Source organism: Streptomyces sp. NPDC002588 (genome assembly GCF_040295925.1).
In the GTDB taxonomy this organism is placed as follows: Bacteria; Actinomycetota; Actinomycetes; order Streptomycetales; family Streptomycetaceae; genus Streptomyces.
Genome location: NZ_JBEOWF010000096.1, coordinates 1 through 5,442, shown reverse-complemented (window position 1 = coordinate 5,442; position 5,442 = coordinate 1). Strand labels below are relative to the sequence as shown.

Annotated in this window: 7 protein-coding genes and 1 pseudogene; all 8 read right to left on the bottom strand. The window is 68.4% G+C overall.

All coding sequences use genetic code 11. The features are described 5' to 3' along the window. A partial coding sequence (locus tag ABT057_RS48710) for a helix-turn-helix domain-containing protein (protein WP_352351795.1) occupies positions 1 to 242 on the bottom strand: 242 nt, incomplete at its 3' end. 102 nt (positions 243 to 344) lie between these two features. Continuing rightward, a complete protein-coding gene (locus ABT057_RS48705) occupies positions 345 to 881 on the bottom strand; it encodes an NAD(P)H-dependent oxidoreductase (protein WP_352351794.1) in 537 nt (178 codons plus the stop codon). A gap of 254 nt (positions 882 to 1,135) precedes the next feature. Beyond that, complete coding sequence (locus tag ABT057_RS48700; RefSeq protein ID WP_352351793.1) at positions 1,136 to 1,897, bottom strand: SDR family NAD(P)-dependent oxidoreductase; 762 nt, start codon at positions 1,895 to 1,897, stop codon at positions 1,136 to 1,138. 109 nt (positions 1,898 to 2,006) lie between these two features. Continuing rightward, positions 2,007 to 3,425, bottom strand: coding sequence for an FAD-binding oxidoreductase (locus tag ABT057_RS48695; protein ID WP_352351791.1), 1,419 nt, complete (start codon positions 3,423 to 3,425; stop codon positions 2,007 to 2,009). A gap of 830 nt (positions 3,426 to 4,255) precedes the next feature. Then, complete coding sequence (locus ABT057_RS48690) at positions 4,256 to 4,519, bottom strand: NAD(P)-binding protein (RefSeq protein ID WP_352351789.1); 264 nt, start codon at positions 4,517 to 4,519, stop codon at positions 4,256 to 4,258. Next, positions 4,516 to 4,716 (bottom strand): hypothetical protein, encoded by a 201-nt coding sequence (locus ABT057_RS48685; protein ID WP_352351787.1) that lies wholly within the window; start codon positions 4,714 to 4,716, stop codon positions 4,516 to 4,518. Before ABT057_RS48685 ends, ABT057_RS48690 begins: the two co-directional genes overlap by 4 nt. A gap of 95 nt (positions 4,717 to 4,811) precedes the next feature. Beyond that, complete coding sequence (locus tag ABT057_RS48680) at positions 4,812 to 5,222, bottom strand: GlcG/HbpS family heme-binding protein (protein ID WP_352351785.1); 411 nt, start codon at positions 5,220 to 5,222, stop codon at positions 4,812 to 4,814. A gap of 37 nt (positions 5,223 to 5,259) precedes the next feature. Continuing rightward, a pseudogene (locus ABT057_RS48675) lies at positions 5,260 to 5,442 on the bottom strand (2,3-dihydroxybenzoate-AMP ligase); the annotation flags it as partial.

Genomic DNA, 5,442 nt, shown 5'->3' with positions numbered 1-5,442 from the left:
GCGAGCAGATCGTCCTTGCTCTTCACGTAGTAGTACAGAGCGGGGCGTGTGATGCCCATGGCCTCGGCGATGTCTCCCAGGTTGGTCCCGGCGAAACCTCGCTCGGCGAACAGCCGGGAGGCCTGTTCGAACATCTCGTTCTCGATGAGCTCGCGCCGGGCCGTGGACCGGTTGGCCGTGGTCTCCTTCGCCCCGTGGCCGGGTGCGGAGTCAACTGCGGTCCTGTGCGTGCTTCTTGTCATGAAGTTGATGGTAATGCGGTCAGAGGCGTTTCAGGCCTCATCTTCTTCATTTGCGTTGAAAATTCAACATGAAGTTAACTGAAGTCGCCTTGGGTGACCGCGTCAGGCGAAGGAGGCCAGCAGTGCTCGGTACTCCTTGCTCGCGGTCACGAGATCCTCGTCGGGGACGCCGAAGGCGGCGCCGTGCAGTGTGAAGACCGGCTGTATGTCGAACTGGCACAGGCGCAGGGTGCTGTCCCAGTTGTTGAGGAGTTCCTCGGCGGTGCGACCGACCAGGCCCCCGGGGGTGTAGTCGGTCCGGTCGCCGCCGAAGGTGACGGCGACCACGCCCTTCTTGCCGGTTGTCCGGCTCGGCCTGCCCTCGTAGTTGAAAGCCCAGTCGTGGGTCAGGACGATGTCCTGCCACTGCCTGAAGAGAGGGGTGAGGTTGTACCACTGGACAGGGTGCTGGAAGACGATGACATCGTGTTCGAGGAGCAGCGCCCGCTCCGCGTCGCCGTCGACGGCGAAATCGGGATAGGTCGCGTAGAGATCGTGCACCGTCACGTGGTCGAGGTCCTTGACGGCGTCGAGCAGTGCCGAGTTGCACCTCGACCGGGACAGATCCGGATGACCGACGAGAATGAGTACTTTCGACATGGTGGGCCGACCCTTTCGCTGTGCCGGGACTATGACGACGACGCCTGTCAACGGCTGAACTGGCGATCTTCCTCGACCGGCATCCATTGGCGCGGGTGCCGGTCGACGGGGTTCTTGCGTGTCGGAGGTTCTGGAGTGGTCAGGTCGCACATCGACCTGCGGGTTCGGACCACCGGCCCGCTGACGGGCAGCGGGCCGGGCCGGCGAGGTGTCCCCTTGGCGACGCGAGTTCCGGACGTATCGGCCCGGGTTGCTCAGTGCATGTCGGTGGGGCGGACCATGATGTCGTTGACGGTGACGCGGCGCGGCCGGGTGACGATGTATTCGATCGCGTCCGCGATGTCCGCGGGCCACAGCTTCTCCACGTTGGCCAGCCACTGCTCGAAGTGCTCCCGGATGGCCGGCCGCTGGTGATCGAAGAGTTCCGTGTCGACGGCGCCGGGCTCCACGATCGAGACCCGTACGTTGTGCGGAGCCGCCTCCTGACGGAGTGCCTCGCTGAAGGTGTTCACGCTCATCTTGGTGGCGGCGTAGACGGACGCGCCGCCGCGGGCCGTCCGGGCGGCGCCGGAGCTGATGTTGACCAGGTCGGCGACCCGGCGCGGACTGTTCTCCGCCCCGCTGATCAGGTGGGGGAGGGCGGCGTGGGAGACGTAGAGCAGGCCCATGAGGTTCAGCGACACCATGCGCTCCCACTCGTCCACGGGCGCCTCGGTCGCCGGGCCGGTGAGCATCACCCCCGCGCAGTTCACCACGGTGTCCAGCCGTCCCAGCTCGGTCACCGTCTGTTCCACCGCGGCGAACGCCTGCTTGCGGTCGGTGATGTCCGTGTCCACGATCGTCACGGTGCCGCCCGACCGGCTGATGTCGTCGGCCAGTTCCTTGAGCCGGTCCTTGCGGCGCGCCACCAGCGCGACGGCGGCCCCCCGCGCGGCCAGCTGCACAGCGGCAGCCCGGCCGATCCCGCTGCTCGCGCCGGTGACCATGGCGACGGTGCCATCCAGTTGCTCAGTCATGTGACTGGTACGTCCTTCCGAAGAATGTGTGGATGAGGGCGACGACCTGCGACAGAACGGTGATCACGTCGGACGACGTCTCCGAGCACGTGTCCGACGCGGCCGCCGGTCAGCCGGCGTCGGCGGGGGAGATGTTCTTGTTGAAGCGGAGCAGGTTGCGCGGATCCCAGGCCGTCTTGATCTCGGTCAGACGGCGGAACTTCTCCGGGCTGCCGTGGACACCGCGGCGCCACTCCTCGCCCTGGTCGTTGGAGAGGTTGGTGTAGCCGTTCGCCAACGCGTGCGGGCGGACCGCCGCGAGCGTGGCCTCGGCCCACTCCTCGTACTGCGCGTCGTGCTCCGGCGCCTGCCACATGTTGACGGCCTCCCACAGGAAGGCGGCGCCCTCGCGGGAGAAGGCGACGGCGTCCTCGTCGACGTCCTCGGAGATCGCGCCGCCCAGGCACCACACGTTGAACGTGCTGCTCGCGCCGGGCTCGCGCGGTACCACGGCGGCACGCTCCAGCAGGACGTTGATGACGTCGTCGGTGAGAGCCGGGAGGTATCCGCCGCGCAGGGTCATCCGCACGCCGTAGGGGGCGATGGCGTCGAGCATCGAGTTGGCCTGCACCCAGGGGGTCCGGGCGACCAGGTTGGCCACCGGGTGGCCGAGGGCGGCGAGGGGCTCGATCACCTTGTCCGCCGTTTCCGGGTCCCCGCTGTACACCGGGATCAGGACCAGCACCGGCTGTCCGTGTGCCTCCTTGGGCAGGACCGGCAGCGGGGGTGCGTCGGTGATCGCGATCAGCAGCCCGAGTTCACGGGGGGCATCCGCCATGTGTCCGGGAATCCGGGCCAGGATCCCGCCGGCCTGGTCCCCGGGGAAGATGATCTGTCCGCTGACGACGTCGGGACCCAGCGGGTGCGCCTGGTACTCGAACGCGGTGACGACCCCGAAGTTGCCGCCGCCGCCGCGCAGCGCCCAGAACAGCTCCGGGTTCTCCTTCTCGTCCGCGCGCACCCTGCGACCGTCGACGGTGACCATCTCGCAGGCCAGCAGATTGTCGACGGTCGCCCCGAAGCGGCGCATCAGGTGCCCGATGCCGCCTCCGAGCGTCAGTCCCGCCACGCCGGTGGAGCTGACCGTCCCGGCCGGCACCACCAGACCGTACTGCTGCGTCGCCGCGTCCAGCTCCCCCAGCAGTACACCCGGCTGCGCCCGCACGACCCGCGTCTCGGGGTCCACGGTGATCGCACGCATGCCGGAGAGGTCGATCACCAGCGCGCCGTCCGGCATCGCCAGGCCGTCCGACATGTGACCGCCACCGCGCACGGCGACCGGGATGTCCCTCGCGGACGCGTACCGCAGGACGGTCGCGACGTCCTCCTCGTCCGCGCACCGCGCGATCAGCGCGGGCCCGGTGTCGGCGGCACGGCCTTGGTATATGGCCCTGGCCTCGTCGTAGCCGTCATCGCCGAGACGGAAGACGGCGCCACCGAAGTCGGCCGGGAAGTCTTCGTACGCCTTTGTCGTAGGGGCCGTGCTCATTGATGCCTCCTGGTTGGATCACTTCAACTGATCAGAAACGGAATGTTCGAGTGTGGGGGCGATGTGCGGTACTCCCCGAAATGACCTCTTCGTTTCGTGTACGAGGGAGGAGGCGTCCCGGCTCGCGGGAGTCTTGGACGCGCAGGGCGACCTCATCTGCCGGGGGTGGGGCGAGTCCGCACCCGCACGTCACTTGTCGATGGTGTTAATTATCTAACTGCCAAGTCGACTCACGTCAAGGTTGCTGCACGCTGTGTTCGACCTCGTGTGACGTCGTCTTTCGGCGGCCCGACTGTCGGTCAGGGCTGAGGTCGCCGGCCTTGTTCGGTGGTCATCCGAACGCGCCACGCCTTGATCGTGGCCGCCGCTTCAGAGGGGAGGGCGAGACGCGCCCTCGACGTGCCCGGGTGGCGAAACGGAGGCTCGTAGACAACCGGGTCCAGGACCCGGCTTCAAGGCGCCCCGCTTCTCGCGGGACCGGGCGGGTTCGACCGGCCGTGCCCGCTTCGCCGTCCACCGGCGGCTGCCGGACCGAACTGCACCAACGATGTCCTGCGCCTTACCGGCCACGGGGCCGACGCAGTGCGCGCAGCGTCGCCTTGGCGCTGAGACAGCCGGGTAGTCCGGTGACCGACCCGCCGGGGTGTGACCCGGAACCTCCGAGATGGAGTGCCTTCAGCGGGGTGGAGTACCCGCCGAGACCCTGCGCCGGACGCAGCGGGCCGGAGCGGCTCAGTATCTGGTCCACGTGTGGTGTGAGCCGCCGGAGACATGTCGCAGCGCGCCGATGTCCTCGTGCGCGTGTACCTGGCGGCCGATCTCCATGCCGGTCAGACCGCGTCAAGTCCCAGCTCGCGGGCCGGCGGGCCCGCGCCCCAAAGAACGGGGTCCACCGCGCAGTGGTTGACCAGGTGCTGCGGAGCCCCCGGGATCGAGTACTCCGAGGACGTCATGCCGCCTATTCGCTCCCCGGCCTCCACCACCACGACGTCCAGACCGGCGTTCGCCAGATAGTTGGCGGCGACCAGGCCGTTGTGTCCCGCGTCGATGACCACGGCGTCGCAGGCCCGGACAGCGTTCCCCGTGCTCGTCATGCCCGGGCCGGTTCCGGTGCGAGGCCCAGCTGGGTCATCAGGGCCGGCAGGTCGTCGCGCAACCGTTCCTCGAGAACGAGCTGTACGTCGGGATCAGGCACCGCCGAGCGGAATGCCCCGGACGTCTCGGCGAGTTGCTGCGTCCTGTGCGGGGCGGGCAGGACGCAGCCAGGGTGGATGACACGTGTGGCGGACATCATTGGCCTCCATACGGAACTGGGTGTGGGTGACCCGCAGGGCGGCCAGGGGATCGTCAGGCCCGCCGCCCTGCGGGGGATTGGGGGTGAGGTCGTCAGGTCGGGTCGAGTGCGGCGAGGCCGGCTTCTGCGACGATGATGTCGTTCTTGGGGGTGCTGCCGGCGACGGCGATGGCGCCGAGTGTCTGGCCGTTCTTGAGTACGGGGAGCCCGCCGGGGATGTTGGTGAAGTCGGCCGCGGCGAGGCTGAGGGCGGCGGCGGCCTCGGCGGGTATGTCTCCGGTGGGCCGGCCGAGGTAGGCGGCGGTCCTGGCTTTCTTGAGCACGACGTCGTGGGCGATGTTCGGGGCGGCGTCCATGAGGGCCCAGGCTCGTAGGTGGCCGCTGGTGTCGACGATGCCGACGCCGACGGGGGTGCCCATCTGGCGGGCTTTCTCGATGGCGGATTTGAGCATTTTCAGGGCGGCCCGTTCGCCGAGGTGCTCGGTGGTCACGGTGTCGGACATGTGGGTTCCTTCCCGTGGGTGCGGTGTGGTGTGGGGGTCACCGTGAGTCTTCGGCGGCGAGTACGGCTGTGATCCTGGCGCGCAGGGCGCGTTTGTCGACTTTGGAGATGTTGGTCAGGGGGAACTCGTCGATGGGTTCGATGCGTTCGGGCCATTTGAACTTGGCGACGCCGATGCCGTCGAGGTATTGCTGGACCTCGGTGAGGTCGGGGGCCTGGGT